25 protein-coding genes are annotated in these 26,802 nt (G+C 64.7%); 8 read left to right on the forward strand and 17 right to left on the reverse strand.

The genetic code is table 11. The annotated features are described in order from the left end of the window. Positions 1–148 precede the first annotated feature (148 nt). Positions 149–511 carry a hypothetical protein gene (locus C4S73_RS23760; RefSeq protein ID WP_103875070.1) on the reverse strand — a complete coding sequence of 121 codons (363 nt, stop codon included), beginning with the start codon at positions 509–511 and terminating at the stop codon, positions 149–151. A 104-nt stretch (positions 512–615) separates the two neighbouring features. Next, positions 616–2,703 carry a molybdopterin-containing oxidoreductase family protein gene (locus C4S73_RS23765; protein WP_103875173.1) on the reverse strand — a complete coding sequence of 696 codons (2,088 nt, stop codon included), beginning with the start codon at positions 2,701–2,703 and terminating at the stop codon, positions 616–618. Positions 2,704–3,001: 298 nt separating this feature from the next. Here C4S73_RS23765 and C4S73_RS23770 point away from each other — a divergent pair, with 298 nt between their 5' ends. Both C4S73_RS23770 and C4S73_RS23775 read left to right on the forward strand, forming a co-directional pair. After that, positions 3,002–3,823 carry a MipA/OmpV family protein gene (locus C4S73_RS23770; protein ID WP_103875071.1) on the forward strand — a complete coding sequence of 274 codons (822 nt, stop codon included), beginning with the start codon at positions 3,002–3,004 and terminating at the stop codon, positions 3,821–3,823. Between the two features lie 486 nt (positions 3,824–4,309). Then, positions 4,310–4,603, forward strand: coding sequence for a hypothetical protein (locus C4S73_RS23775; protein ID WP_103875072.1), 294 nt, complete (start codon positions 4,310–4,312; stop codon positions 4,601–4,603). Positions 4,604–4,686: 83 nt separating this feature from the next. Here C4S73_RS23775 and ndk read toward each other — a convergent pair whose 3' ends face one another. Both ndk and C4S73_RS23785 read right to left on the reverse strand, forming a co-directional pair. Beyond that, positions 4,687–5,109: a nucleoside-diphosphate kinase gene (ndk, locus tag C4S73_RS23780; protein ID WP_103875073.1), complete on the reverse strand. Its 423-nt coding sequence runs from the start codon at positions 5,107–5,109 to the stop codon at positions 4,687–4,689. Between the two features lie 148 nt (positions 5,110–5,257). Then, positions 5,258–5,527: an SEL1-like repeat protein gene (locus C4S73_RS23785; protein WP_244595751.1), complete on the reverse strand. Its 270-nt coding sequence runs from the start codon at positions 5,525–5,527 to the stop codon at positions 5,258–5,260. Positions 5,528–5,883: 356 nt separating this feature from the next. Between C4S73_RS23785 and C4S73_RS23790 the strand changes: the two genes are divergently transcribed. Then, on the forward strand, positions 5,884–6,279 hold the full coding sequence (locus tag C4S73_RS23790; protein ID WP_103875074.1) for a DUF2147 domain-containing protein: 396 nt from the start codon (positions 5,884–5,886) through the stop codon (positions 6,277–6,279). 240 nt (positions 6,280–6,519) lie between these two features. On the opposite strand, the gene C4S73_RS23795 is transcribed toward C4S73_RS23790, so the two are convergent. From C4S73_RS23795 to gatB, 4 genes are all read right to left on the reverse strand, one after another. Beyond that, entirely contained in the window at positions 6,520–7,227 is a 708-nt protein-coding gene (locus C4S73_RS23795; RefSeq protein ID WP_103875075.1) for a glutathione S-transferase N-terminal domain-containing protein, read from the reverse strand. A gap of 156 nt (positions 7,228–7,383) precedes the next feature. After that, positions 7,384–7,872: a GNAT family N-acetyltransferase gene (locus C4S73_RS23800; protein WP_103875076.1), complete on the reverse strand. Its 489-nt coding sequence runs from the start codon at positions 7,870–7,872 to the stop codon at positions 7,384–7,386. Between the two features lie 49 nt (positions 7,873–7,921). Beyond that, the gene (locus C4S73_RS23805; RefSeq protein ID WP_160115896.1) at positions 7,922–8,428 is read right to left on the reverse strand and encodes a GNAT family N-acetyltransferase; all 507 of its coding nucleotides are present in this window, start codon (positions 8,426–8,428) and stop codon (positions 7,922–7,924) included. Then, complete coding sequence (gene gatB, locus C4S73_RS23810) at positions 8,425–9,918, reverse strand: Asp-tRNA(Asn)/Glu-tRNA(Gln) amidotransferase subunit GatB (RefSeq protein ID WP_103875078.1); 1,494 nt, start codon at positions 9,916–9,918, stop codon at positions 8,425–8,427. Before gatB ends, C4S73_RS23805 begins: the two co-directional genes overlap by 4 nt. A gap of 243 nt (positions 9,919–10,161) precedes the next feature. On the opposite strand from gatB, the gene C4S73_RS23815 reads away from it, so the two are divergent. Together C4S73_RS23815 and C4S73_RS23820 are read left to right on the forward strand one after the other, a co-directional pair. Beyond that, a complete protein-coding gene (locus C4S73_RS23815) occupies positions 10,162–11,313 on the forward strand; it encodes an efflux RND transporter periplasmic adaptor subunit (RefSeq protein ID WP_103875079.1) in 1,152 nt (383 codons plus the stop codon). Positions 11,314–11,384: 71 nt separating this feature from the next. Further along, on the forward strand, positions 11,385–14,573 hold the full coding sequence (locus C4S73_RS23820) for an efflux RND transporter permease subunit (RefSeq protein WP_103875080.1): 3,189 nt from the start codon (positions 11,385–11,387) through the stop codon (positions 14,571–14,573). Between the two features lie 108 nt (positions 14,574–14,681). Here the strand turns inward: C4S73_RS23820 and C4S73_RS23825 are convergent, their stop codons facing one another. From C4S73_RS23825 to C4S73_RS23840, 4 genes are all read right to left on the reverse strand, one after another. Next, positions 14,682–14,981 carry a chorismate mutase gene (locus C4S73_RS23825; RefSeq protein WP_103875081.1) on the reverse strand — a complete coding sequence of 100 codons (300 nt, stop codon included), beginning with the start codon at positions 14,979–14,981 and terminating at the stop codon, positions 14,682–14,684. Next, the gene (gene gatA, locus C4S73_RS23830) at positions 14,981–16,495 is read right to left on the reverse strand and encodes an Asp-tRNA(Asn)/Glu-tRNA(Gln) amidotransferase subunit GatA (protein WP_103875175.1); all 1,515 of its coding nucleotides are present in this window, start codon (positions 16,493–16,495) and stop codon (positions 14,981–14,983) included. The genes C4S73_RS23825 and gatA overlap by 1 nt, the downstream gene beginning before the upstream one ends. Positions 16,496–16,577: 82 nt before the next feature. Then, on the reverse strand, positions 16,578–16,865 hold the full coding sequence (gene gatC, locus C4S73_RS23835; RefSeq protein ID WP_103875082.1) for an Asp-tRNA(Asn)/Glu-tRNA(Gln) amidotransferase subunit GatC: 288 nt from the start codon (positions 16,863–16,865) through the stop codon (positions 16,578–16,580). A 214-nt stretch (positions 16,866–17,079) separates the two neighbouring features. Continuing rightward, positions 17,080–17,778 carry a metal-dependent hydrolase gene (locus C4S73_RS23840; protein ID WP_103875083.1) on the reverse strand — a complete coding sequence of 233 codons (699 nt, stop codon included), beginning with the start codon at positions 17,776–17,778 and terminating at the stop codon, positions 17,080–17,082. Between the two features lie 122 nt (positions 17,779–17,900). Here C4S73_RS23840 and ade point away from each other — a divergent pair, with 122 nt between their 5' ends. Next, a complete protein-coding gene (gene ade, locus C4S73_RS23845; protein ID WP_103875176.1) occupies positions 17,901–19,601 on the forward strand; it encodes an adenine deaminase in 1,701 nt (566 codons plus the stop codon). Between the two features lie 219 nt (positions 19,602–19,820). Here the strand turns inward: ade and C4S73_RS23850 are convergent, their stop codons facing one another. From C4S73_RS23850 to C4S73_RS23870, 5 genes are all read right to left on the reverse strand, one after another. Beyond that, positions 19,821–20,801: an Ldh family oxidoreductase gene (locus C4S73_RS23850; protein WP_103875084.1), complete on the reverse strand. Its 981-nt coding sequence runs from the start codon at positions 20,799–20,801 to the stop codon at positions 19,821–19,823. Continuing rightward, the gene (locus C4S73_RS23855; protein ID WP_103875177.1) at positions 20,798–21,727 is read right to left on the reverse strand and encodes a hydroxyacid dehydrogenase; all 930 of its coding nucleotides are present in this window, start codon (positions 21,725–21,727) and stop codon (positions 20,798–20,800) included. Before C4S73_RS23855 ends, C4S73_RS23850 begins: the two co-directional genes overlap by 4 nt. A gap of 142 nt (positions 21,728–21,869) precedes the next feature. Next, complete coding sequence (locus tag C4S73_RS23860; RefSeq protein WP_244595752.1) at positions 21,870–22,931, reverse strand: YeiH family protein; 1,062 nt, start codon at positions 22,929–22,931, stop codon at positions 21,870–21,872. Between the two features lie 91 nt (positions 22,932–23,022). After that, positions 23,023–24,213 carry a UxaA family hydrolase gene (locus C4S73_RS23865; protein ID WP_103875179.1) on the reverse strand — a complete coding sequence of 397 codons (1,191 nt, stop codon included), beginning with the start codon at positions 24,211–24,213 and terminating at the stop codon, positions 23,023–23,025. Between the two features lie 331 nt (positions 24,214–24,544). Then, positions 24,545–24,832 carry a UxaA family hydrolase gene (locus tag C4S73_RS23870; protein WP_103875085.1) on the reverse strand — a complete coding sequence of 96 codons (288 nt, stop codon included), beginning with the start codon at positions 24,830–24,832 and terminating at the stop codon, positions 24,545–24,547. 90 nt (positions 24,833–24,922) lie between these two features. Here C4S73_RS23870 and C4S73_RS23875 point away from each other — a divergent pair, with 90 nt between their 5' ends. Then, complete coding sequence (locus C4S73_RS23875; RefSeq protein ID WP_103875086.1) at positions 24,923–25,687, forward strand: GntR family transcriptional regulator; 765 nt, start codon at positions 24,923–24,925, stop codon at positions 25,685–25,687. A 102-nt stretch (positions 25,688–25,789) separates the two neighbouring features. Next, entirely contained in the window at positions 25,790–26,779 is a 990-nt protein-coding gene (locus C4S73_RS23880) for a tripartite tricarboxylate transporter substrate-binding protein (RefSeq protein ID WP_103875087.1), read from the forward strand. The last annotated feature ends 23 nt before the right edge of the window (positions 26,780–26,802 follow it).

The following is a 26,802-nucleotide window of genomic DNA, read 5'->3' on the forward strand; positions in this document are numbered from 1 at the left end:
GGTCCCCACCTCGGCTGTATCGGCGACACGATGGCCGAATCCGGTGACAAGTTCTGTCAGCAGCGTGTCAGCAGCAAGGCGGAGTTTCCAATCGAGCCCGCAAGCACCGGCCCGGAAGCGAGCCGGTGCGGTCAGCGCATCGCAGCGATCAGATCGGGCGCTTCAGCTTGCACTGGTCGATATAGCCCAGGCCCTTGGCGCGAGCGGAATCGTTGAAATAGCCGGTCTCGCGGAAGGCCTGGATCTCGTCCTTGGTCATGGCGTTGACCGTGCCCTTTGCATAGCAGCTGCACGGCGAATGCACGGCTTCGCGCGTGGTGCCCAGCAACTGCGACTGCGTCACCAGGCAGGCGTCGAAGGCCCTGAGCTGGATCATGTAAGGGGTGAGGTTCTTCGCGGTCGGGTCCGGCGGCGGCAGGGCGCTCGTGCCGCTGGCGGCAAAAGCCGCGCCTCCAAGCAAAATCGATAGCCCTCCGGCCAGAATGACCGCACCAAACCGCCGCATCGTCATGAGTTCGCTAGCCCTTCGAGAATAGACAGATCAAGCATATTTCATGCCCCGCCCATGCGGCGGGATGGTCCACACAGTCGTCCAAACGTCAAGACTTCGTGAGATCACGCTTTCCTGATCCAGACCTTGTTGTCGTGGAAAGCGGCCCCGCCGAAGGGCGCGGGGGAATCCGCGCCGGTGATCGTGTTGATGCCGCGGCCGTGCCTGTGGGCGGCGTTGGGCCAGATCGACTCGGCGATGACGACGCCGCGCACGACGCCCTCGAACAGCGCGGCCGCGAGGTGGACGCTGCCGCGCCGGTTGCCGACGATGATCTCCTGGCCTGCGACGATATCGAGCTTCGCAGCGTCGTCGGGATGCAGCATCAGCGTCGGCCCGCCCTCCTTCTTCAGCGAGCTCGGCGTCTCCGTGAAGGTCGAATTGAGGAAATTGCGCGCAGGACTCGTCGCGAGCCGGAAAGGGTGGCTATCATCGGCGGCCTCGATCACGTCCCACTGATCGGGAAGAGCCGGCATCTGCTCATAGGGCCCGGTCGGGCCGGCATTGGCGTTGGGCACCTTCGGCCAGTCCGGCTTGAAGCGGAATTTGCGGTCGCGATAGCCGAAGCCGTCGAGATAATGCGCCGTGCGGAAGTCCGGCTGGATGTCGAGGAAGTCGTTGGCGACAAGCTCGTCGAGCGTCCCTCGTCCGCTTTCGCGCAGCGTCCAGTCGGCGAGCTCGCGCGGCGTCATGGTGAAGCCGCGATGATCCACACCCAGGCGCTGCGCCAGCGCGCAGATCACCTCATGGTTCGAGCGGCATTCGCCGGGCGCCTCGACGAGTTTGCCGCCCCACATGATGTGCTGGTGGCCGCCGCCCTGATAGAGATCGTCATGTTCCATGAACTGCGTCGCGGGCAGGACGATATCGGCCATCGCCGCCGTCTCGGTCATGAACTGTTCGTGGACCACGGTGAACAGGTCCTCGCGCGCAAAGCCCTGCTTCACCAGCTCCTGCTCGGGGGCGACCGAAACCGGATTGGTATTCTGGATGAAGAGCGCCCTCACCGCCCCGCCCTGGCGCAGAGCCTGAGCGTCGCCGGTGAGCACGCGGCCGATCTGCGACTGGTCGAGCCTGCGTACTTTGGGATCGGCAACATCGAGCCCCTCGATCAGGCTCTTGCGCCATTTATAGATGCCGCTGTTGCTGTGGAAGGCGCCGCCGCCCTCATACTGCCAGGCGCCCGTCACGGTGGGCACGCAGAGCGCCGCATGCATCGCGACGGCACCGTTGCGCTGGCGGGCAAAGCCATAGCCCAGCCGGAAGAAGCTCTTCTTGCGCGTGCCGATGAGGGTCGCGAATTCCTCGATCTCGGCGACGCTCAGGCCGGTGATGGCGGCCGCCCATTCCGGCGTGCGCGTCGCCAGATGCGCCTCCAGCTCGTCTGGCGCATCCGTATGGGCAGCCAGGTAGTCGCGGTCGGCGTGGCCATCGCGGAAGAGGACATGCATGACCGCGCAGGCGAGCGCTGCATCCGTTCCGGGCCGCAGCACCAGAGCGAGATCGGCCTGGGCGAGCGTGGCATTGTGGTAGATGTCGATCGCAACGATCTTCGCGCCACGCTGCTTTCGCGCCTTGATGGCGTGATGCATGACATTGACCTGCGTGTGCACGGCATTCGTGCCCCAGATCACCACGCAATCGGACTTCGCCATCTCCCGCGGATCGGGCCCCGCGAGCTTGCCCGTGCCGGCGATGAAGCCGGTCCAGGCCGTCGTCGTGCAGATCGTCGAATATTGCTCGGAATAGCGCTTGGCGTGACGCAGGCGGTTGATGCCGTCGCGCATCACCAGTCCCATGGTGCCGGCATAGTAGTACGGCCAGACCGCCTCGGAACCGTGCTCGGCCTCGATCGCCAGGAAACGCCGCGCGATCTCGTCGAGCGCCTCGTCCCAGGAGATGCGCTCGAAGGCGCCCGAGCCCTTGGGACCGGTGCGGCGCAGCGGATGGAGCAGCCGGTCTGGGTGGTGAATGCGCTCCGAATAGCGCGCGACCTTGGCGCAGATCACGCCGTCCGTGTAGCTCTGGCGCTTGTTGCCGCGAACCCGGCCGATGCTGCGCCCGTCGATGACCTCGACCTCCAGCGAACAGGCGGAGGGGCAATCATGCGGGCAAACCGACGAATGATGGGTGATGCGCGGAAGTTCGGTCATGTCCATTTCCTAGAGCATGACTGGGAAAAGTGAAATGCGGAGCCGCATGGCGGTGTCTCGCTCCGGGCATGCAAGCCTCAGTGCAAGCCTTCCATACAAGCAAGCCTTCCATACAAGCCCTCGATCGACCGCTCCCCGGCAAACCGGGCTGCCAGCGACATTTAGGCAGCAGGTTGATGCCCGTTGCCAGCCAGAGCTCGTAACGAGCTGTAAACGCTAACGACTAATTAAGCCTCATGACTCAGATTGTCGGTGTTTCCTGCGTTCAAGGCGCCGTTCGCGCCGGAGTTTCGAGTCCATGCGTTGCCTTGCGTTCCTGACGGGCCTGTTGGCCTGCCTTGCCTTGTCGTCAACTGACCGTGCCTTCGCCCAGTCGAGCGACTACACCACCCTCACCTCGCCTCAGTCCGCCCAGAACTGGCACCTCACGCTTGGCGCAGGGCTGCGCTATCAGCCCGATTACGAAGGCTCGAACGACTACATGTTCCGTGCGAGGCCGATCATTTCGCTCGGCCGCGGCGTCAAGAGCACCTGGTGGTCGGCCGAGGACGACGCGATCAGCATCGGTTTCTTCTCCGGCCAGGCCTGGCGCGTCGGCTTCTCCGGCGACATCCTGTGGAAGCGTAATGCCAGCACCAATGTTGCGCTGATCGGCATGCCCGAGCCCAAATTCGGCGTCGAGGCCGGTGGCTTCGTCGAATTCTATCCGACCTCGTGGCTGCGCGGTCGGGTCGATCTTCGCCGCGGCTTCGTCACCCATGACGCGCTCGTCGCCGACGTCAAGCTCGAAGCCTTTACCCGGATCGGAGCCTGGTCGCTCGGCGCCGGACCGCGCATGCGGATCGCCGGCGCCGACTATGTCCGCACCTATTTCGGAACTTATGGCGGCTGGCCGGGAACAGGCGGGCTGCTGCAGCGCTTCAATGCCGGCGTATATTCTGTCGGCGCGATCGCGCAGGCGACCTATAACTGGACCGACAAGTTCCAGACGACGGCCTATGTCGAGTACAAGCATCTGGTCGGCGACGCGGCGAAATCGCCGATCGTCAAGACCTACGGCTCGCGCGATTCAATCACGCTCGGCATCTCCGCGAGCTACGCCTTCGATCTCGGCTTCTGAGCACCGGGTACCCGTTCCACGAGAGCGACACGAAGCCCGGCGCAGGCATGCGCCGGGCTTCGCCTTTTTTGAACCAACCGCGCGGGACAGCACCGTTCGTCAATCAGCCCGCGAACAGCAGGCGCCCGTGGCAGGCCATCCGCCTGCGCCAAGACGCGGCACCAGTTTCGGACCATCGACGACTGGCACGCCGCCGCGCCGCCTCTTCACGCCTCACGTTCTCGTCAACTTGTAATCTTAGCCGAATATATATTCGCTATTCCGCTGACAGAAATCGCCGAATTACACAGCGCTTTCTAGGATTCTCTTCAAATGAATCCGAAAACTATTTGGCGGCTATCCATAATCATTTGTCATAATTATGATACAAATACGATAGACGTTTTTATCCTATCGTAAACGAATTGTGGAACCGGAACGCGGTTGCGTTGTTAGTCCCCGACATCTCGACCAGCGATCAACTCGTCAGCGTCTAGGGAGGCCGTAATGCCTGCTGGGAAAGGTCGCATTATCCTGCGCAGCGGCTTCAGCCTTGCTGTGACCTATGAATACGCATCGTCGCGGCGTCCGGGTGTTCTGGAGGGCTGCTTCTCCGGCAAACTCGTTCGCCTTGAGCGCTGCGCCTTCTTCGACAGCATGACGCTGGTCTGCGAGGGCGGCCGCGAGATCGATCTCACGGTCACGACCTACAGCGAAAAGCTCGCATCCTTCACCGGTACCGCGCCTCGGCATGAAATCGAGGCAGCCGAGCAGGGAGCGTTTCCGCGGGCCGTGGCTTAGAGCATGCTGCGTGGGGTCATGAAAAAAGGCGGGCCGATCCGGCCCGCCTCCACATCTTCAAGATCGCTGGAACCCGAAACGGCTCAGCCGACGATCTCGTTGCCGGAGAAGAACTGCGCGATCTCGATCGCGGCGGTCTCGGGCGCATCCGAACCATGCACGGTGTTCTCGCCGACAGATTCTGCGAAGAGCTTGCGGATGGTGCCCTCAGCGGCGTTGGCCGGGTTGGTCGCGCCCATGACTTCGCGATAAGTCGCGATGGCGTTCTCGCCCTCGAGCACCTGCACAACGACCGGCGCCGACATCATGAATTCGACGAGTTCGTCGAAGAAGGGACGCGCGGAGTGGACCGCATAGAAGGTCTCGGCCTGGCCCTTGGTCATCTGAATGCGCTTCTGCGCGACGATGCGCAGGCCAGCCTTCTCGATGACGGCGTTGACGGCGCCGGTGAGATTGCGCCGCGTTGCGTCGGGCTTGAGAATGGAAAAGGTACGCTGGAGAGCCATCGATGAATCCTTGGGGAAATCTGGGAATGCGGCGCGCTTATAGCGGCCACCTCCCGGCCCCACAAGGCTCGGTCCGGCAAGTCCTGCTTATGCGATGGTTCTTGCTGACGCGATGTTCGTGCTGACGCGATCGTTGATCCGGCAGCGCTCAGTGGCGGGTCAGGAAGCAGCGGGCCTCGCGCAGCGCCTCGGCGATCTGGTCGCGCGTCATTTCAAGCGCCAGTTCCTGACGATGGGCCGCTGCACGGCTGCAACCGCGAGCCTGGGCGACGTTGAACCATTTCTGCGCCGCGACCAGATCGACCGGTGTGCTGCGACCGGCAGCGTACATCAGGCCGAGCTCGTAATAGGCCTGCGCCGAAACTTCGGTCGGGATGACCAGTGAAGCGGGGACCGCGCTCATTTCCATGCGTGCCATGACAACCACCCTCTCGTTCTGTGGTGCCGGCCACCCGTCCAAGGCCCCGGCTCTTGACGATGAGAATTGGCGCCAGCGGTTAAAGGCGGCGCTAAAATTCGAGATGAATCGAAGCTCAACGAGACGTAATCGCCAGGTTAAATCAACGAAGGATTCATGTTCTAAATTCGAAAATCGTTTTAATATCAATGGCCTGTGAAACTCTTATCGACTGCCTCGTTGACGGTGCGTTCACCTTGGCGCAAGGCGCCCGTCGATACGTCTGCCCCAAGGGCAGCTTGGAAGCCGCGAGGATCCCGGATATCGTTCATATCTGAACCATGCAGTCATAGCCTGGTCGAACGAGGGAGGATGGCATGCAGAGTGGATCAAGCGCGCTCAGGGCGTCTGTAGCGGCAGCCGGACTGGCGATGGGGGGATTTCTATCGCCTGTACTCGCGCAGGACGTGACAGGCACCTGGTTGCGCGACACCGGCGCCTCGCGCGTCCGCTTCGCCAAATGCGGCGAAGCGATCTGCGGCACATTGGCCTGGCTCAAGGATACCAACGGACCGGCCAAGGTCGGCCAGCGCATCTTCTACGACATGAAGCCTGCGGGCGCCGGCAAATGGAGCGGAAACGCCTTCAATCCCGAGGACGGCAAAAACTATTCGGGCACGATGACGCTCTCGGGCGACATGCTGACCACGTCGGGCTGCGTGCTCGGCGGCCTGATCTGCCGCTCGGTAAAATGGTCGCGCACGACCCCGTAAAGCGCGTCATCCTCGGGCTTGCCCCGAGGATCTCGTGCCGGAGGGGGCTCGGCCCCAAAGCACGCTGCGTTTTCGTGGAAGCGCGGGTCGTCCCGGCCGGAGCGAAGGCAGAGCCGGGATCCTTCCCGGCAGATTTGTCGGCAAGCGCTCCGGCATAGGTCCCGGGTCAAGCCCGGGACGACGGCGTGTTTCCGAGCGAAATCAACACTCTCTAAGTTCCGGGATGGCGGCAGAGCGTAGTCAGCGCGCCTTCTGGCCAAACAGCATGGCGTGCTCTTCGGGCGTGCGCGCCTCAGGCGGCTTGCGCAGTTCGGAGGCGACGGCAAGGCCGCGCGCCACGGCGGGCCGCGCCAGCATGGTCGCAATCCAGCGTTCGACATGCGGGAACTGCTTGATGTCCTGCCCCTGCTTTTCCCAGCCCTTCGACCAGCCGATGCAGGCCATGTCGGCGACCGAATATTCACCGCAGATGTATTCGCGCCGGGCCAGGCGCTTGTTCAGCACGCCATAGAGGCGGTTGGCCTCATTGGTGTAGCGTTCGATGGCGTAGGGCACCTTCTCGGGCGCGTAGAGCCGGAAATGGTGCGCCTGGCCCAGCATCGGCCCAAGCCCTCCCATCTGCCAGAACAGCCATTCATCCACGGCAACGCGGGCGCGCTCGTCGGCCGGGTAGAACTGTCCGGTCTTGCGCCCGAGATATTGCAGGATCGCGCCCGACTCGAACACCGAGATCGGCCTGCCGTCTGGCCCCTCGGGGTCGACGATCGCCGGCATGCGGTTATTGGGTGAGATCGCCAGGAATTCGGGCTTGAACTGGTCGCCCTTGCCGATGTTCACGGGGATGACCGTGTAGGGCAGCCCGCACTCTTCCAGCATGATGCTGATCTTCCAGCCATTGGGCGTAGGCCAGTAATACAGATCGATCGGCTTGGTCTGGCTGGCGGACATGATCGAGGCTTCCTGTCACGGTTGAGATCGCGCGACATCTAGACCCCATCCGGGCGCCAAGAAAAGAGACCCGACGTGTTCGCCTTGCGGGATCGCCATGTCGTGAAGGCCGATCCGGGCAGGACGAACCCGCCTTGGCGCCGAACACGACGAGGATCAGACCAGCTTCTTGAAGCCCTCATGGCTCTGCGCGAAGCCGAGTCTGCGATAGAAGCGATGCGCGTCGGGGCGGGCTTTGTCGGAGGTCAGTTCGACCAGCTTCGCCCCATTTTCACTGGCGAAGGCCAGCGCGGCCTCGATCATCAGCGCACCAATGCCCAGGCTGCGGCTCTCCGGGGCGACGTGAACGCTCTCGATCTTGGCCCGTGTGCGCCCGCGCGCGGCAAGGCCCGGAATGAGCGTCACCTGGAAGGTGCCGACGACCTCCCCCGCCCGCTCCGCCACGAACAACGTGCTGCCAGGGCTTGCAGAGACTGTCTCGAAAGCCTGTTCATAGGATGGGTGGGCCGCCTCGGCCTCGATCTCTGCCGCCGTCATCGTCTGCGTCGCCGCGCCCAGCATGATCAGGCTGGCGATGGGGGCAACGTCCTCGCGGCGCGCGGCGCGGATGGTGATCTGAGGCAGTTCGCGCGGGCTGGCGTTCATCGGTCTGGTTCTCTCGCTGTCGTTGCGCCGGGCGAGGCGCCGGCCCGTTTCATTCGGCAAAGAGCCGCTTGGCCATCATCAGGGTGTTGGGAGTGTCCTCGCGCCCATCGAAACGGGCCTGCCGCTGCAGGAAGAAGCCCATGCGCTCGTAGAAGGTGATCGCCGGCTCGTTCTGGCTCTCGACCTCGAGGCGCGCGACGGGAGCCTGCGGAAAGCAGGCAAGCGTGACCTGGAGCAGGGTGCGGCCGATACCGATGCCCTGATAGGCCGGCAGGACGTAAAGCCGCGTCAGCAGCGCCGCGCGGTCACGTTCCAACCGCGCCGACGATGTGGCGATGACCTCCTCGCCGACCAGGGCGATGAGGAAGGTCTCGCCCTCGCGTTCGAGCTGGGCACCGAGATTTTCCAGCGAATGCCAGGCATTGGTGATCTCGGCAACGCGCTGCCAGCCATAGATGCCGTCATAGGTCGCGTGCCAGGTCTCGACCAGCAGACCGCGGACCGCCGGAAGATCGGCGGCGAGCGCATCGCGGATGATCAGACCCTTTGGCGTCACTCGATGCCCAGCTTCGCTTTCAAGATCTCGTTCAGTGCCTGCGGGTTGGCCTTGCCACCCGAAGCCTTCATCGCCTGGCCGACGAACCAGCCGAGCATGGTGGGCTTCAGCTTGACCTGCTCCACCTTGTCGGGATTGGCCGCGATCAGTTCATCGACAGCCTTCTCGATCGCGCCGGTATCCGTGACCTGCTTCATGCCGCGGGCCTCGACGATCTCGCGCGGGTCCAGAGGTCCGTTTCCTGCCTCCGACCAGAGGATCTCGAACAAGTCCTTGGCGATCCGGCCGGAGATCACGCCCTCGCCGATCAGATCGACCAGCCCGCCGAGCTGTGCGGCGGAGACAGGCGACGTCGTGACGTCCTGGCCTTCCTTGTTCAGGCGGCCGAAGAGCTCGTTGATCACCCAGTTGGCTGCAGCCTTGCCGTCGCGCCCCTTGGCGACCGCCTCGAAATAATCGGCCTGCTCGCGCTCCGCGACCAGCACCGATGCATCATAGGGCGACAGGCCGTATTCCGCGATGAAGCGGGTCTTCTTGGCGTCCGGCAGCTCCGGCAGGCAGCCCTTCAGCTCAGCGACGAAGGCATCGTCGAATTCGAGCGGCAGCAGGTCCGGATCCGGGAAATAGCGGTAGTCATGGGCCTCTTCCTTGGAGCGCATCGAGCGGGTCTCGCCCTTGCCGGGATCATAGAGGCGCGTCTCCTGGTCGATCTTGCCGCCGTCTTCGAGGATGCCGATCTGGCGGCGGGCCTCGACATCGACCGACTGGCCGATGAAGCGGATCGAATTGACGTTCTTGATCTCGCAGCGCGTGCCGAGCTCCTCGCCGGGCCGGCGCACGGAGACGTTCACGTCGGCACGCAGATTGCCCTTCTCCATGTCGCCGTCGCAGGTGCCGAGATAGCGCAGGATGGTGCGCAGCTTGGTGACATAGGCCTTGGCCTCGTCGGCTGAGCGCAGATCGGGCCGCGAGACGATCTCCATCAGTGCGACGCCCGAACGGTTGAGATCGACGAAGCTCATCGTCGGGTGCTGATCGTGGATCGACTTGCCGGCATCCTGCTCGAGATGCAGCCGCTCGATGCCGACGGTGATCTGTTCGGTCGGCGACAGGTCGACGATGATCTCGCCTTCGCCGATGATCGGGCTTTTGTACTGGCTGATCTGGTAGCCCTGCGGCAGATCGGGATAGAAGTAGTTCTTGCGATCGAAGACGGAGCGGTTGTTGATCTGGGCATTGAGCCCGAGTCCGGTGCGAACCGCCTGACGCACGCATTCGGCGTTGATGACCGGCAGCATGCCGGGCATGGCGGCGTCGACAAGGCTGACATGTTCGTTGGGTTCGGCGCCGAACGTGGTCGAGGCGCCGGAAAACAGCTTTGCGTTGGAGGTAACCTGTGCATGGATCTCCATGCCGATCACAACTTCCCAATCGCCAGTCGCGCCCTTGATCAGCTTCTTCGGGTCGGCGGGGCGGGCATGCGCGTTCATCGTTGGTCTTCCGACTTGGTTTGCTTGCGGCTTGGTTTGCTGCCTTACGCGTTACGACCTCGGCGGCCGGGCGGCAAGCACCTGTTGCCTCCTGTCATCTCCTGGCCGGATTGTTGCTTATTCATTACCGATCGCCATTCGTGTCGAGTGATGGAACTTGACATTCGTCAGGGTCCGCGCTTCTTGCGCCACAGGCCGGAAACCCGCTTTGGTTGCAACGGCCCCGTAATCCGGAGTTCCGCTATGTCAGGCAGCCGTTCAATCGGTCTGATGCTCACCGCCTTTTCGGCGTCCATCGTCTCAGCGTCAATCGCGCTCGCGCAGGGGGCGCCGCCCGCCCCGCCGGTGCAGGTCTCGGCCCCGCTCGCCAAGCGCGTCACCAATTGGGACGAGTTCACCGGCCGCTTCGAGGCCAGCGAGCAGGTCGAGGTGCGCGCCCGCGTCTCCGGCTTCCTCGACTCGCTGCACTTCCGCGACGGCGCGCTTGTCCAGAAGGGCGACCTGCTCTTCACGATCGACCAGCGCCCCTACAAGCTGGCCGTCGATGTCGCCCGCGCCGATGTCGCGCGTGCCAAGGCGCAGGTCGAGCTCGCACAGAACGAAGTCGAGCGCGCCGAAGGACTGACGCAGAACCGCACCATCACGGCGCGCGATGTCGACCAGCGCCGCGCCAACCTCAACAGCGCGATCGGCACGCAGCAAGGCGCCGAGGCCAATCTCAAGACGGCCGAGCTCAATCTCGAATGGACGCAGGTGCGCGCGCCGCTGGCGGGCCGCATCTCGAACCGCCGTGTCGACCCCGGCAACCTGATCGCCGGTGGACAATCGGGCGCCACGCTGCTGACGACGATCGTCGCCGTGAACCCGATCTATTTCACCTTCGACGCTTCCGAAGCGGACTACCTGCGCTCGTCGCGGCTTGCCGGCGACATCCGCAAGGCGACCAACAGCCAGAACATCCCGGCAGAGGCCCGGCTGTCCGATGAAGCCGTCTGGAATCGCAAGGGGCAGATCGACTTCGTCGACAACGCCCTGAATGCCCGCTCGGGCACCATTCGCCGGCGCGCGATCTTCGAAAACCAAGATCAGTTCCTGACGCCGGGCACCTTCGGGCGGCTGCGCGTCTATGCCGGAGAGGTCGATGCGCTGCTGGTGCCCGACACCGTCATCGTGTCGGACCAGGCCAGCAAGATCGTGCTGACGGTCGGGCCTGAGAACAAGGTCGTGCCCAAGCCCGTCGTGCTCGGGCAGCTCACCGAGGGACTTCGCGTCGTCACCAAAGGCCTGACCCCCGATGACAAGGTCATCATCAGCGGCTTCGCCAATCCGATGGTGCGCCCTGGCGGGACGGTCACGCCGCAGCCGGGCGAGATCAAGCCCGTCGTGACGAACTGATCGCGCCTCTCCCAGCATAAGCCAGGGGCGCCTCCGGGCGCCCGCCGCCGTCTTAAGGCCAGGACATCCTCATGTTCCGCTTCGCGCATTTCTTCATCGACAGGCCGATCTTCGCCACGGTGCTGTCCATCCTGCTGACGATCGCAGGCGCCATCGCCCAACGCGGTCTGCCGATCGCCGAATATCCCGAGATCGCGCCGCCGACCGTCACGATCACCGCGACCTATCCGGGCGCTTCGGCCGAGGTTGTCGCCGCGACGGTCGCGGCCCCGATCGAGCAGGAAGTCAACGGCGTCGACGACATGCTCTATATTTCGTCGCAATCGACCGGCGACGGACGCGTCACGATCAGCGTCGTGTTCAAGGCCGGCACCGATGTCGACCAGGCTCAGGTGCTGGTGCAGAACCGCGTCTCCGCGGCCGAGCCGCGCCTGCCGCAGGATGTGCGTCTGCTCGGCCTGCAGGTCCGCAAGGCCTCGCCGGACTTCCTGATGGTCATCCACATGCTGTCGCCCGACGCCTCGCGCGACCAGCAATACGTCTCCAACTACACGACGCTCAATGTGAAGGACGTGCTGACCCGCGTTGACGGCGTCGGCGACGTTCAGGTCTTCGGTGCCCGCGATTACTCGATGCGCGTCTGGCTCGATCCGGCCAAGGTCGCATCGCGCAACCTGACGGCCGGCGATGTCGTCGCTGCGATCCGCGCCGCCAACATCCAGGTCGCGGCGGGCGCGATCAACCAGCCACCGGCCAAGTCCGACGGCGCGTTCCAGCTTTCGGTCAATACGCTCGGACGCCTCACCAGCATCGAGGAATTCTACAACATCGTCGTCCGCTCTGACGCGGATGCCGGCACGATCCGGATTCGCGATGTCGCACGCGTCGAACTCGGCGCGCAGGACTACCTGTCGAACTCCTATCTCGACAACAAGGAAGCCGTCGCGATCGGCGTCTTCCAGCGTCCTGGTTCGAACGCCCTGGCGGCTTCGGAATCGCTGATCAAGACGATGGACAGGCTGTCGAAGGACTTCCCGGCCGGGCTCGAATACAAGATCGTCTACAACCCGACCGAGTTCATCGCGGAATCCGTCTCCGCCGTGGTCACGACGCTGCTCGAGGCGATCGTACTCGTCGTCTTCGTCGTGATCCTGTTCCTGCAGACCTGGCGCGCCGCGATCATCCCGATCATCGCGATCCCGGTTTCGCTGGTCGGTACCTTCCTGGTGATGAGCGCAGTCGGCATCTCCTTCAACACGATCTCGCTGCTGGCACTGGTGCTAGCGATCGGCATCGTCGTCGATGACGCGATCGTTGTCGTCGAGAATGTCGAGCGCTATCTGGCGCAAGGCATGAGCGCCAAGGACGCGGCGCACAAGACCATGGACGAGGTCGGCGGCGCCCTGCTCGCGATCGCGCTCGTGCTCTGCGCCGTGTTCATCCCGACCGCCTTCATCACCGGCCTGCAAGGCACGTTCTACCAGCAGTTCGCGGTGACGATTGCGGCCTCGACGGCGATCTCCTGCTTCGTCTCGCTGACGCTGTCGCCGGCGCTGTCGGCAATCCTGCTGAAGCCGCACAGCCATGAGAAGCCGACCGGCTTCTTCGCGGCGCTCGGTGCGCCGCTCCGCTGGTTCTTCAAGTACTTCAACATGGGCTTCGACTGGCTCTCGCGCGGCTATGGTGCGGTCACCTCGCGCCTGATTCGCTTCGGCGTCGTGATGCTGCTCGTCTACGCCGCCCTGATCGCGGTCGCCGGCCAGCGCCTCGCTGCAATCCCGACGGGTCTCGTGCCGCAGCTCGACCGCGGCTATTTCATCGCGGTCTTCCAGCTGCCTCCGGGCTCCTCGCTGCCGCGAACCGACGCGGTGATCCGCAAGGCGACCGACGTGCTGCTGTCGCGCCCCGGCGTCGCCCATGCCGTTGCCTTCGCCGGCCTCGACGGGGCAACCTTCACATTGGCGCCCAATGCCGGCGTCGCCTTCGTCACCCTCACCGACTTCCGGGAAAGGGCCAAGGCCGGCCTGACGACCCAGGGCATCCTCAACGACCTGCGTACCCAGCTGTTCCAGATCAGCGAAGCCTTCGCCCTGGTGATCGAGCCTCCAGCCGTTCCCGGCATCGGCAATGGCGGCGGCCTCAAGGGCTATGTCCAGGATCGTGGCGGGCGTGGTCTCGTGGCGCTGGAAGGCGCGACCTGGGCCGTGGCGGGAACGGCGGGCCAGACGCCGGGAATCCAGCAGCCCTTCACCCTGTTCTCGACCAAGACGCCGCAGGTCTACGCCGATATCGACCGGACCAAGGCGGAAATGCTGGGCGTCCCCGTGACCCGCGTGTTCGAAACCCTGTCGATCTATATGGGTTCGGCCTATGTCAACGACTTCAACATCCTGGGCCGGACCTTCCGGGTGACGGCGCAGGCGGACAATCCCTTCCGGCTGGACACCCGCGACGTCGCGGCATTGAAGACGCGCAATACCGATGGCGAGATGGTGCCGATCGGCTCGGTCGCGACCTTCTCCGACACGACCGGCCCCTATCGCGTGCCGCGCTACAATCTCTACCCGGCAGCCGAAGTGCAGCTTTCGATGGCGCGCGGCTACTCGACCGGCCAGGGCATTGCGGCGGTGGAAAAGATCGCGGAGCAGGTGCTGCCGACCGGGTTCGGTTTCGAATGGACCGAAATCGCGCTGCAGGAGAAGCTCGCCGGCAACACGGCGATCGTCGCCTTCGGCCTCGCCGTCGTCTTCGTCTTCCTGCTGCTCGCGGCGCTGTATGAGAGCTGGACCCTGCCGCTCGCCGTCATCCTGATCGTGCCGATGTGTATTCTCGCGGCAATGATCGGCGTCGGCTACAAGGGCTTCGATCGCAACGTGCTGGTCGATATCGGTCTCGTCGTGCTCGTCGGCCTCGCTGCAAAGAACGCGATCCTGATCGTCGAGTTCGCCAAGCAGGCCGAGGACGAAGGCATGAGCCGGCGCGAGGCCGCGATCGCGGCGGCCAGGACCCGGCTGCGCCCGATCCTGATGACGTCGCTCGCCTTCATCCTCGGCGTGCTGCCCCTGACGATCTCGATCGGCGCTGGCGCGGAAATGCGGCAGGTGCTCGGCGTCGCCGTGTTCTCCGGCATGCTCGGCGTCACCGTCTTCGGCCTGATCTTCACGCCGGTGTTCTACGTCGTGGTGCGCTGGCTGGCCGATCTCGGCAGCAGGAGGCGCAAGCTGGCCGCGGAGAGCAAGGTCAGTCCCGCGACGCATTGATCGACGTCGCGTTGAAACAAGAAAAGAGCGCCCCGGTGACGGGGCGCTCTTTTCACATTCAAGTCTCAGGTTGAGCCGCTCGGTACGTCCGCCTGCATCCCGCTCGCTTCAGGACGAACGTGCGAGATGGCTGTCCTCATAGTCGATCGTCCAGGAAATCATCGAACGCCAGAGGGTCTCGACCAGATCCTGCGGCAAGCCGGCCTCCCCCGCCAACGCGCGTGCGGCGCGCACGACGTCCTCGACGCGCTCGGGAATATTGGCCGGAAGTCCGTCGCGCTGCTTCACCACGATGACCCGCTGCACGATGTCGAAGCGCTTGCTCAGCAGGTCTATCAGCCCGGCATCGACAGCGTCGATCTCCCGGCGCAGGGCCGGGAGTGTATCGGGGGCGACCGGCTCGACCATCAGCCCCACCAGCGCTCACCGACCTTGAAGCGGCCGGCCGCGTCCTCGATCACCTGTCCGAGCGAGAACAGCGTCTCCTCGTCGAAGGGCCGGCCCACGAGCTGGAGACCGAGCGGCAAGCCCTGGCTGTCCAGCCCCGCCGGAACCGCAATGCCCGGCAGGCCGGCCATGTTCACCGTCACCGTGAAGATGTCGTTGAGATACATCTCGACCGGGTCGGCCGAGCCCTTCTCGCCGATGCCGAACGCCGCCGAGGGTGTCGCCGGCGTGAGCACTGCGTCGATGCCGGCCGCATAGGCCTCGTCGAAATCGCGCTTGATCAACGTCCGCACCTTCTGGGCGCGCAGATAATAGGCGTCGTAATAGCCGGCCGAGAGCACATAGGTGCCGATCATGATGCGGCGCTTGACCTCGGCGCCGAAACCATCGGCGCGGGTCTTCTCATACATCTCGACGATGTCGCGGCCCTGATGGCGCAGGCCGTAGCGCACGCCGTCATAACGGGCGAGATTGGACGAGGCTTCCGCCGGCGCGACGATGTAATAGGCCGGCAGGGCGTATTTCGTGTGGGGCAGCGAGATGTCGATGATCTCGGCACCGGCCGCCTTCAGCCAGGCGATGCCCTGCTGCCAGAGCGCCTCGATCTCCGGAGACATGCCGTCCAAGCGATATTCCCGGGGAATGCCGATCTTCATGCCCTTGACCGAGCGGCCGACCGCCTTCTCGTAATCGGGTACGGGCAGGTTCGCCGAGGTCGTGTCCTTGGGATCGTGACCGGCCATGGAGCGCAGCATCACGGCGCAGTCGCGCACGGTCTTGCCGATCGGCCCTGCCTGATCCAGCGAAGAGGCGAAGGCGACGATGCCCCAGCGCGAGCAGCGGCCATAGGTCGGCTTGATGCCGACCGTGCCGGTGAAGGCCGCGGGCTGGCGGATCGAGCCGCCCGTGTCGGTCGCGGTTGCAGCAAGGCAGAGACCGGCTGCAACGGCTGATGCCGAGCCACCCGAGGAGCCGCCGGGAACGAGGTGGTTGCCCTCGACCGAGCCCGTGCCGGCTGCTCCGACATTGGAGCCTTTACGCCGCCAGGGATTGACGACATTGCCGAAGGCGCTGGTCTCGTTAGACGAGCCCATGGCGAACTCGTCATTGTTGAGCTTGCCGAGCATGACCGCGCCATCGCGCCAGAGCTGGCCCGACACGGTCGACTCATAGGGCGGCACGAAATTGCCGAGGATCTTCGAGCAGGCGGTGGTGCGAATGCCCTGCGTCGCGAACAGGTCCTTGATGCCGAGCGGCAGGCCTTCGAGCGGGCCGCCCTCGCCTTTGGCCAGCTTCGCATCGGAAGCGGCGGCCTGCTTCAGCGCATGCTCCGGCGTCTCCAGCACATAGGCGTTGAGCGCCCTTGCCTTCTCGACAGCGGCGATATGCGCCGTGGCGATCTCGGTGGCGGAGAAGGTCTTGGCTTTCAGGCCGTCACGGGCCTCGGTCAGGGTCAGGCTTGTGAGATCGGTCACGGGAGATATCCGGTTCTGCATGCGGCTGGCGGCCCCGGATCACGCTTCGCGCGTCCGGGGTGATCGAAAGAGGGCTGCGCGCCTATTCGATCACCTTCGGCACCATGAAATAGTTGTCTTCGGACGCAGGAGCGTTGGCGACGATCCTGTCGGCGATCTCGCCGTCAGTCACGACATCCTCGCGCTGCTTCATCGCCATCGGCGTCACCGAGGTCATCGGCTCGATGCCGGTCACATCGACCTCGTTCAGCTGCTCGACGAAGCCGAGAATGGCATTGAGCTCGCCTTGCAGCTTCGGCAGGTCAGCCTCCGGGACGGCGATGCGCGCGAGATGCGCGACGCGCTTGACGGTGGCGAGATCGACCGACATGGCGGACTCCTGAGATGGACGGCTTGAACAGCGTCGAGAATGAGTTGCCGCGCTATAGCGCGCCAACGACGAAACGATAAGTCATTACTGAATTATCCTCGTCATCCCGGCCGAAGCGCCGGGATCCATCGTAGAGTGCAGCGGCCTCCGATGGATCCCGGATCTCCGCTTCGCTGCGTCCGGGATGACGGCGGGATGATCGAAATCATCCGAATCAAAGCGAAATCGCCTCGCCCTTCTCCGGCACCAGGGCCTGGACATCGCTGCCCTTCAGTCCGTCGAGGAAGGCGCCGGCATTCGGATCGATCATCGGAAACGAGCCGTAATGGCAGGGGATCGCGACCTTCGGCTTGACGAAGCGCGTCATGGCGAGCGCCGCGGTCTTGCCGCCCATGGTGAAGCGATCGCCGATCGGGCAGATGCAGGCCTCGACACCATGGAGCTCGCTGATCAGCGCCATATCGGCGAAGATGTCGGTGTCGCCCATATGCCAGAGCGTCTTTTCGCCCTTGGCCTTGATCACCGCGCCATTGGCGTTCCCCAGCGGAAAATTGACGCCGCCCTCGACCAGGCCGGCCGAATGATCGGCCCGGACCAGGCTGACGCTGAAGGCGACGAGATCGACCGTGCCGCCGGTGTTCATCGGCTCGAAGCTCTTCAGGCCTTTCGAGGCCAAGTACATGCACAGGTCGAAATTCGTGACAACGGTCGCGCCTGTCGCTTCCGCGATCGCAAGCGAATCGCCGATATGGTCGCCATGGCCATGGGTGATGACGATGTGGCTGATACCTTTCGAAGCGGTCGCGATATCGCCCTCGAACGCCGGATTCCCGGTGAAGAAGGGATCGATCAGCAGGGACGCGTCGACAAGGTCGATGCGGAAGGCCGAATGGCCGAACCAGGTCAGTTTCATTGCGGGCTCCGGACGAAAGGAATGGCGCCCGTCGTTCTAAGCCGGGAGGGGCTCACCTCCAAGTCGACATTCGGCAGATGCGCGTGCAGGCTTCAGCTCCCGCATCGCACGGAATCAGCGCCATGACCGACACCCAGACGCTCGCCCGACGCATCGCCCAGGGACGCGGCGACGAGCCGGCCGATCTCGTCATCCGGGGCGCAAGGCTCCTCGATCTCGTCACCGGCGCGCTCGTCGAGAGCGATATCGCGCTGTGCGGCGACACCATCGTCGGCACTTACGGCAGCTATCGCGGCAAGGCGGAGTTCGATGCTGCCGGCCTGATCGCTGTGCCCGGCTTCATCGACACGCATCTGCATGTCGAATCCTCGCTGGTGACCCCGCTCGAATTCGAGCGTTGCGTGCTACCCCATGGCGTGACGACCGCGATCTGCGACCCCCACGAGATCGCCAACGTGCTGGGCGTCGAGGGCATCACCTATTTCCTCGCCTGTGCCGAGGCGATGCGGATGGATCTGCGGGTGCAGCTTTCGAGCTGCGTCCCGGCAACGCATCTGGAGACCGCCGGCGCAAGGCTCGAAGCTGCGGACCTCGTCGCGCTGATGCACCATCCCAAGGTCATCGGCCTCGCGGAATTCATGAATTTTCCGGGCGTGCTGCACCGCGATCAGGGCTGCCTCGACAAGCTCGCGGCTTTCTCGCACAGGCATATCGACGGCCACGCGCCGCTGGTGCGGGGCAAGGACCTCAACGGCTATCTCTCGGCCGGCATCCGCACCGACCATGAGACCACGACGGCAGACGAGGCCCGCGAAAAGCTGGCCAAGGGCATGGCGATCCTGATCCGCGAAGGTTCTGTCTCGAAGGACCTGCATGCGCTGATCCCGTTGATCACGCGCGACGCATCGCCCCTGCTCGCCTTCTGCACCGATGACCGCAACCCGCTCGACATCGCGGAGGAAGGCCATCTCGATTACATGATCCGCACCGCGATCGCCGAGGGAGCCGACATGCTGGCGACCTACCGCGTCGCGACCTTGTCGGCGGCGCGGAATTTCGGGCTGTTCGACCGCGGCTTCATCGGGCCCGGCAAGCGCGCCGATATCGTTCTCGTCGAGGATCTCGCCACTTGCTCGGTCAGGCAGGTCTTCGCCGCCGGCAGGCTTGTCGAGGATGCCCTGTTCAAGGATCGAGCGACGATCGCACCTGTGGGCCTCGGCAGCGTCCATAGCCGCAGGCTGACGCCGGAGGATTTCAAGGCGGTGGCGCGCAGCGGTGACACGCCCGTCATCGGCGTGGTGCCCGGCCGCATCATCACCGAACGTCTTGGCATGCCCCTGCCGTCGCTGGACGGGGAGGCCTTGCCGGATCTGACGAACGATGTCGCCAAGGTCACCGTGATCGAGCGGCACGGCAAGAATGGCGGCATCGCGACCGGCTTCGTCCATGGCTTTGGCATGAAGCGCGGCGCCATCGCCTCTTCAGTCGGGCATGACAGCCATAATCTCTGCGTCGTCGGCGTCGACGAGGTCTCGATGGCCGCGGCCGCCAACCGGCTGATCGCGATCGGGGGCGGCTTTGCCGTCGCCGATGATGGCGAGGTCACGGCCGAACTGGCGCTCCCGGTCGCGGGGCTGATGAGCGACCAGCCCTTCGAGGCGGTTCGCCATGAGCTGGAAGCCCTGCGCATGGCGGCAAAGGCGCTCGGCGTCGTGCTGGCCGAGCCATTCCTGCAGGTGGCATTCCTGACGCTGCCGGTGATCCCGCATCTGAAGATCACCGACAAAGGATTGGTCGATGTCGACCGGTTCAGCCTGGTGTGAGATCAGGAACCGTCATTGCGAGGAGCGCTTCGCCTTCAGGCCGCTTTAGAGGGCGGTCATCCCGGACAAGCCGCATAGCGGCGCCGATCCGGGAACCATTCCGGATCCTCAATCGTCAAGGCTCCGGAATGGATCCCGGGTCTCCGCTTCGCTGTGCCCGGGATGACCGAGCTTCTGCGCTTCGCTCGCAATGACGGGGCAGGTAGAGCGGATATCGCACTAGACCGCGAGGATTTCCTCAGCGACCTCAATCCCTTCCGCCTTAGCCTTCGCACGCAGATTCAAGCGCCGGACGCCGGGCAACCTTGTGCCGCCCTGATCCTCGATGGCGTGGGCGAGCATGCGCATGCGTTCGTCGAACCAGTGGCCGCCCATGCTCGAAGGGTCGATCGCGAGGATGAGCTGGCCGGTATCGGGAGGTCCGCCCTTGTCGTCGATGAAGGACGAGGCCTGGAAGGCGAAATGCGTGCCGACCAGCGCGGCGGCCAGGATTTCGACCATCATCGCCAAGGTCGCGCCCTTGGCATCGCCGAGCGGCACCATGGTTCCGGCCAGCGCAGCGCCCGCGTCGGTCGTCGGCTTGCCCGATGGATCGAGCGCCCAGCCCTCGGGGATGGCCTCGCCCTTCTGCCTGGCGGCGACGATCGGCCCGCGCGCGACCTTGGACAGGGCCATGTCGATGACCACAGGCTCGCGACCGGCGAGCGGGGCGGCAAAGGCGATCGGATTCGTGCCGAAGACCGGCTTTGCGCCACCCCAGGGCGCAATCGCAGCCGGCGTGTTGGCAAAGAGCAGAGCGACCAGCCCCTGCTCGGCCAGGCGCTCGACATGCAGGCCCGCCGCGCCGCAATGGTTCGAGCGGCGGATCGGAGCAGCGACCACGCCCTGCTCGCGCGCAATCGCAGGCAATTCACTGACAGCGAGATCGATCGCCGGATAGGCAAAACCATGGCCGGCGTCGATCGCCAGCACGCCGGGCCGGGGGCGGCGCGCGATCGGCACCGCCTGCCCGTCGATCTTGCCCGCCTTCAGCATCGCGAGATAGGTCGGCACGCGCGACAGTCCGTGCCCCTTCAACCCGTCCGCCTCGGCCATGACGAGCGCCCAGGCGACGGAGGCCGCATTGGCCGGCGAGGCACCGGCCGCCACGAACAGCGCGCTGACCGCTCCTTCGGCTTCGGACAGCGAGAGCCGCATCATGTCCGGCCCTCCAGCGCCGCCATGACGCGCTCGGCCACCAGGCCGGAAACACGGCTGTTCGATTCGACCGTGTTGCCGGCGATATGCGGGGTCAGGATCAGGTTCGGCGCGCCTGCGAAGATTTTTGCCCCGTCCCGAAGCGGTTCCTCGTCGAAGACATCGATCGCGGCACCTCCGAGCTTGCCGCCCTTCAAGGCGGCGACCAGCGCCGCTTCATCCATGACGCCGCCCCGGGCTGCATTCACGAGGATTGCGTCGGATTTCATCTTGGCGAAGGCTTCCTTGCCGATCAGCCCGCGGGTCTCCGGCGTCAGCGGCAGGTGGAGACTGATGACGTCGGCACTCCCCAGAACGGCGTCGAGATCGAGCGCTTGCGTCGACTGCCAGGCGGGATCGTCGGCCGCGACATAGGGGTCATAAGCGACGACCTCCATGCCGAGCGCGCGGGCGTGATGGCCGACATCGCGCGCGATCGCGCCGAAGCCGACCAGTCCCAGACGCTTGCCGGCGATCTCGCGGCCGATCAGTTTCGTCTTGGGGAATTCGCCGGCCAGCATCGCGGCATTGGCGAAATAGGCCCCGCGCAACAGCACCATCGCGCTGCAGATCACATATTCCACGACTGAAAGGCTGTTGGCCCCGGTCGCGGGAAAAACCCGGATGTCGCGCTTCGCACAAGCGTCCATGTCGATATTGTCGAGGCCGACGCCGAGCCGGCCGACGACCTTCAGCTTGCCGGCGGCTTCCAGCACAGCCCCCCTCACCTGCGTCTGATTGCGCACGATCAGGGCCGGGACATTGGCGAGCAGGCCAGCCAGTTCGTCTGGCTTGCCGAAAAGCTCGGGATCGTGATGGACCTTGTAGCGCGCCTTCAACGTGGCGACGGCAGCCTCGTCCATGAATTCGGTGATGACGATGTCGGTCATGGATCTCCCGCCTTGGCTTCCGGCCCAGATCATCGGGCCGGATATCGCATCCGTTCCGATGAGCCAGACCTCTGTTATCGCATCGGCCTTTTCCGGAAATCGCAATCCAGTTTCAGGGCCGATGCCCTAAAGCACGATAGCCTCAGCCCAGCATCAACAGGCCACCGGTGACGATACACAGGATCGTAAGGGTCGTGCCCGTGACCAGAGCAAGGTGGCGCCAACCCAGCCGCGCCATGGCGCCCATCGACGTGGCCAGCCCCAGCGCCGCAATCGCGATCAGCAGGCCCCAGCGCGACGCCTCGAGCAATGCGTCTCGCAGCGGCTGATAGATCCCGGTAAGCGCCGGTTGCGTAGCCATCAAGCTGTTGAGCAGGCACAGGCACAGGAACACAATGGCGAAGACCGGCACCGGGACCTTGGCCTTGGCGGTCACGTCCGCAGTTTTGGCACTGTCGCGTACCAGCCACCAGCCGACGATCAGGACCGCGGGCAGCAGCATGAAGACGCGGAAGAGCTTGACGATGACCGCGGCATTCGCGGCCTCGTCGGAAACCGATTGGCCCGCGCCGACGACCTGCGCGACGTCATGGATCGTCGCGCCCAGCATGATGCCGGTCTGCTCGGTCGAAAATCCCAGCCAGACGCAGATCAGCGGATAGGCCAGCATCGCGATCGTGGCCAAGACGTTCATCGCGATGACGGTAAAGGCCACGTCGGCGGCCTTGTTACGATAGTCCGGCACCACGGTCGCCGTGGCGAGCGCCGCCGATGCCCCGCAGACGGCCGTCGCGACACCGGCCAACGCGCCCATGCCCGCCTCCCGGCCGAGCCAGCGTGCCAGCAGCATCCCGGTCACGACGGTGATCACCATCGAACCCACGACCAGCAGCGCCGTGCTGATGCCAAGCGAAATGATGTCGCCCAATGCGATGCGCAGGCCAAGAAGCGCAATTGCCCAGCGCAGCAGCTTCTTGACGCAGAAGGTCATGCCCGGCTCGAAGCGCGCGGTATTGGCCAGGGGATGCAGCAGCATGCCGATGACCAGCGCGATGACGATGGCGGGAACGCCGACGCGCCCTCCCAAAGCGGCCTTCAACAGCGGCTCGGCGACCACCGAGGCAATGGCGACCGCGACCGAGAGCACGATGCCGTCGAGGCGCGGGCGCCAGGCGATAAGCGGTGAGATGGTCGCAACAGACAAGAAGGCGGCTCCGGCTCGTTTTGCCGATCTGGAAGCAGAATGGAGGCCAAAGCGGCAGGTTGCCCGAGCCGCTTTGGCTGATAGCAGCGGCTCAGGCCGAGCGGTAGAGCTTGGTCATCGAGAATTCGCGGTGTCCCAATGCTTCGGACGCCGTGAGGCGGCCATTGGCCGTCCTGACGATGTTCTGGATCAGGGCGTCGCCGGCCTGCGGGATGGTCAGATCGCGGCGCAGGATGCCGGAGACGTCGACGTCGATATGCTCGGGCATGGTGCGCATCGTCTTCGGGTTGCCGGTGATCTTGATGACCGGGACGATCGGGTTGCCGATGACGTTGCCCTGCCCGGTCGGGAAGGTGTGCACGACATAGCCGCCCGCCGCCATCAGCGTGACGCATTCGGCCGCCGCAGAGGAGGTGTCCATGTAATAGAGCCCTGCCCCCTTGGTCGGCGTCTCCGCCGGCTGCAGGATGTCGATATAGGTGCATTCGCGGCCGATCTTCTCGAGATTGCCAAGCGCCTTCTCCTCGATCGTGGTCAGGCCGCCGGCGATATTGCCCTTGGTCGGCTGCGAATCGGAGAGATCGTCGGTCTTGTGGGCCTCGATCACGTCGTCCTGATAGGCCTTCCACATCTTGTACCAGCGCTCGCCGACTTCCGGCGTCGCCGCGCGGGCCTTGCAGAGATGCTCCGCGCCGGTGATCTCGGAGGTCTCGCCGAAGACGCCATGGATGCCGCGCGGGATCCATTTATCGTACATGTTGCCGACGGTCGGGCAGGAGGACAGCCCCGTGGTGGTGTCGGACTCGCCGCATTTGGTCGAGACCCAGAGCTCCTCGATGCCGCATTTCTCGCGCTGCAATTCGCTCGCCCACTGTACGAACTCCTTGGCGACATAAGACGCCTTGGCGATGGTGGCGATGTCGCCATGGCCCTCGATGCCGAAGCCGACGACAGGCTTTCCGGTCGCGGCGATGCCGTCGACGACGCGCTTGGTCCAGCCATCCTCGATGCCGATCACCACGACGGCGGCGACGTTGGGGTTCGAGCCGGTGCCGATCAGCGTGCGGAAATGGATGTCGAGGTCTTCGCCGAACTGCAGGCGGCCATAGGCATGCGGGATTGCCAGCGTGCCCTTGATGTTGTTGGCGACGGCCTCGCAGGCTGCGTTGGAGAGATCGTCCAGCGGCAGCAGCAGCACATGATTGCGCACGCCGACGCGACCGTTCTCGCGGCGCCAGCCATGGAAGGCATCGAGGCTGCGGCCGGTTGGACGCCTGACCATCGGGGCCTTGAACTCAGGCGCCTCGATCTTGCGGCCCTTGATGCGTCCGAGCTTGCCTTTCACGAGGTCGAAATTGGCGACGATCGACATGGCGTTTTCTCCGTTATGGCGGGCTCGACCTCGGGGGGAGCCGGTGGCGTGCAAATCTTGAGTGGTTCAAACGTCGGCTGCGCTTTCGAGGAACCACCGCGTCATCCTGGCCGAAGCGAAGCGGAGCGCCGGGATCCATCGTAGAGAAACAACGCCTTACGATGGATCCCGGATCTGCGCGGCTGCGCCGCTTGTCCAGGATGACGTGGTGATTCCGTGCGAAATCATGACGCGGGGACCGTCACCAACGCTTCGTCTTGGCGTTGTGGACGTGCAGGTGCTCGCCCTGCTTCACATCAGCCTTGGCCACGCCGATATCCTGGCCGTATTTCCAGAGCGTATCGCCCTTCTTGATGTCCCTGAGCGCAACCTTGTGGCCGATGGGAATGTCCATCTTGGCGGTCAGCCGGAAATCGGAATTGTCGTGAGTGACGACGCCGAGCATATCGGTGCCGGCCTTGAGACCCTCGACGACGACGACGCCGACGGTATCCTTCTTCTCGTGAACCAGGAGATGGGGCTTGCTCATTTATGGCCTCCTCGCAACCAAGTGGCGGGCCGGTCCCCCCTCGATAAAACGGGGCTCGACCTGAATGATGCAGAGTCTTATATAAGACAGATGAGTGTGCACAAGCTCGAAAATGCAGACCGGACCAGCGTGCCCGATGCAGCTGAAACGCTCGGCTTCCGGCCGCTCTACCGGCAGGTCAAGGCGATCTTCGTGCGGCGGCTCGTCGATGGCGTCTGGTCGCCCGGAACGGCGCTGCCAAGCGAGGCGCAGCTTGCAAGCGAAATCGGCGTCAGCCAGGGCACGGTTCGCAAGGCGCTCGACGAACTCGCAGCCGAGAACCTGCTGGTGCGCCGCCAGGGGCGCGGCACCTTCGTCGCCGAACATGACGAGCGGCGCATCCTGTTCCAGTTCTTCAAGCTGGTTCACGACGATGGCGAGCGGCGCTTTCCCGACAGCCTTGTGCTGGGCGTCGAGACCGGCATGGCGAACGCCGCGGAACGCGCCGCGCTCGATCTCGATGCCGGGGCTAGCGTCATTCGAATCCGCCGGCTGCGGGCCTTCGAGACGATTCCGATCATTCTGGAAACGCTCAGCCTGCCGCAACGGGTCTTCCCGGGGCTTGAGACAGCGCCGATCCCCAACAATCTCTACAGCCTGTTCGCCGCCCGCTATGGCGTGACGATCGCCCATGCGCGCGAGCGCCTGAAGGCGATCGCGCTCTCGGCGGATGAAGCCGGGCTGCTCGGCGTCGCCCAGGGAACCCCTGCTTTGCGCATCGACCGGGTCGCCCTCTCTCTCGACGGTTCGCCCGTCGAATTGCGCGTCAGCCTCTGTCTCACGGAGGAGGCTCACTACCTGTCCGACCTGCGCTGAAGCGCTAGCGCAGCCATACGCTTTCCATCGACCAAGCTTGCCGCCAAGCAAGTTTGCCCGCCAAGCCGCCGCAGAGCGGTTCATTGCAACCGGAGGAAACGAATGCTCGTGAACACTGCCAGACGAATTGCGCTTGGGGGGCTCCTGGCCCTCGGGCTCGCCGCGCCCGCCTCGGCGCAGACTTTCCCCAGCCGCCCCGTCACCCTGATCGTGCCCTTCGCGGCCGGCGGCCCCAGCGACGTGATCGCCCGCCTGGTCGGCGACCATATGGGGCGCACGCTCGGCCAGCAGTTCGTGGTCGAGAACGTCGCGGGCGCCGGCGGCACGGCCGGAGCCAAACGCCTGCTGACGGCGGAAGCGGACGGCTATGTCCTGCTGATCCATCACCTTGCTCTGGCGGCAGCGCCCGCGCTCTACAATAATCTCGGCTACGACACCCAGACGGCCTTCGCCCCCGTGGGCCTCGTCAATGCCGGCCCCATGGTGATCGCGGGCAAGCTCGCTCTGCCACCTGTCGACGCAAAATCGTTCTTTCCCTTTGCCAAGGCCCAGGCGGAAAAGCTGACCATCGCTCATGCCGGCGTCGGCTCGAACGCGCATCTCTGCGCCGTGCTGATGTCGCAGGCGCTCGGCGCGAAATTCGCGCAGGTCGCCTATCGCGGTACCGGCCCCGCCATGAACGACCTGGTCGCCGGACAGGTCGACATGCTCTGCGACCAGTCGACCACCGCCGTCCCGCAGATCCAGGGCGACAAGATTCGCGCCTATGCGGTCACCTCGACCGAACGGCTCGGCGTGCTGCCGAATACGCCAACGGTGCGCGAAACCGGCGTCGATCTGGAAATGACGATCTGGCACGGGCTCTACGCGCCCAAAGGCACGCCAGCGCCGGTGCTCGACCGGCTGAACACGGCGCTGCGGGCCGCCCTGAAGGACCCGACCGTGCTCGATCGCTTCAAATCCGTCGGCACCAACGCCTTTCCGGAGACGGAATGGACCCGCGAGGCCCATGCCAAGCGCTTTGGCGCCGAGATCGCGAAATGGGCCGCTTCGCTCAAGGCTGCCGGCGTAAATCCGCAGAACGTCAACTAGTCGCAACCGCCGCCTAACGCACG

Origin of the sequence: Allobosea lathyri (assembly GCF_900108245.1) — a bacterium.
Classification (GTDB): domain Bacteria; phylum Pseudomonadota; class Alphaproteobacteria; order Rhizobiales; family Beijerinckiaceae; genus Allobosea; species Allobosea lathyri.